Here is a 1,270-nt window from a genome sequence, read left to right on the forward strand (position 1 = left end):
CCCAGTGCCTTATCAACGGCCTGACGGACTAACATACTGTTGGCAGGGAGTTCACCGTATTTTTCTTTACAAGCCGCCGGATCTGAAGCACAGGTCGCAATCAACTCGTTGCGCTGCTTCAGACTCAAATCTTCCATTTCTTTCACGATTTGATTGCAGTCACCCCGCGCCTCACACCCTTTGGCTTTGGCCGCGAAGTCGTCTATCTGATCCGCACTCAAAAAGTTATTCTCAATAACAACGCATTCCAGTGCGAAGTTAACCATCGAACACCGATTTTCCTAATGCCCTCAGTCAGTTACAACCCGTTTTTTCCAATGTCCGTTCACCGCCGAACCCAAAACCCCCTGACGCGCTTTTCGCCCCCGACGGCCCATTTTTCCCGCCGGGCCTTTGTCAGCGTAGCGCCTTTTTCGGCAACGGGCGAACGTCGCCCAGCTTGCCTGGGCGGCGGACGCACGTTCTGCGGGCGCGGGCGGCACAGAGCCCGCAAGCGGCGCCCCTGCGACGCTCTGAGGCACTGTGGCTTCGGGTTGCGCATGGCCTTGCATGACCACACGGTTTTGTTCAGGGAAGCCCCCTCAGGGGGCTGCACGGGGCGGCGATGGCGAGCACGGCAACGAGCAACGGAGCGCAGCGCAGTGTGAGCCGCGCGCAGCCAGTRAAGCAGGGTTGGGGCGGGGGGCGGTAAATTAGCGGAGGCCGCAGGCCGACCTGCCTTCAGGGGTGTTGGCTGGACGATAACGCGGCAGCTAAAGAAGCACTCTGAGTTGCCGATGGCCGGCTCAGCGGCTGACAGCAGAAGGCGTCAGCCTTGTGCGTCGCACCTTGCGATGCTAACCCGCGGGGGCGCCAGACATAATGCCAATTATACGCATTAAGCCGCTCATGGATGCTCAAGCTGTTACCTTTGCTCATCGGCGCAGTGCGTATAATTCCCCCGCATTATGTTCAATAGGCGTTGGGCGGCCTGTTCCGGGTTAATGGGGACGCCAGCGGTTGGGCCGCCTGACGACTATTTACCCCCGCGTGCGCCGAGGCCGACGGGCAGTCCGGCCACGGTCTGCCCTCACACCGCACCCGCCCGACTCAACGGGGGCGGGCGGTCAGCGGGTATCGGGGATTGAGGTCGGTGCCGAACCGTTCGGCGGCATGTCTGTGCCGGCGTCAGCTTCGGCGTACAGGTCGGCCAGTAAACCCACCTCATCGGCGTCGCCGGCTTTTTCGTCTGCCATCTGCTCCGCCGGATGCGTACTGGCGTGCACCGCTT

General features: G+C 61.3%; 1 pseudogene. It reads right to left on the minus strand.

The features are described 5' to 3' along the window. Window positions 1-266, minus strand: a pseudogene (locus tag D3222_RS24635) (hypothetical protein); the annotation flags it as partial. Between the last annotated feature and the right edge of the window lie 1,004 nt (window positions 267-1,270).

This window comes from Photorhabdus sp. CRCIA-P01 (assembly GCF_003545805.1).
Lineage (GTDB): Bacteria > Pseudomonadota > Gammaproteobacteria > Enterobacterales > Enterobacteriaceae > Photorhabdus > Photorhabdus antumapuensis.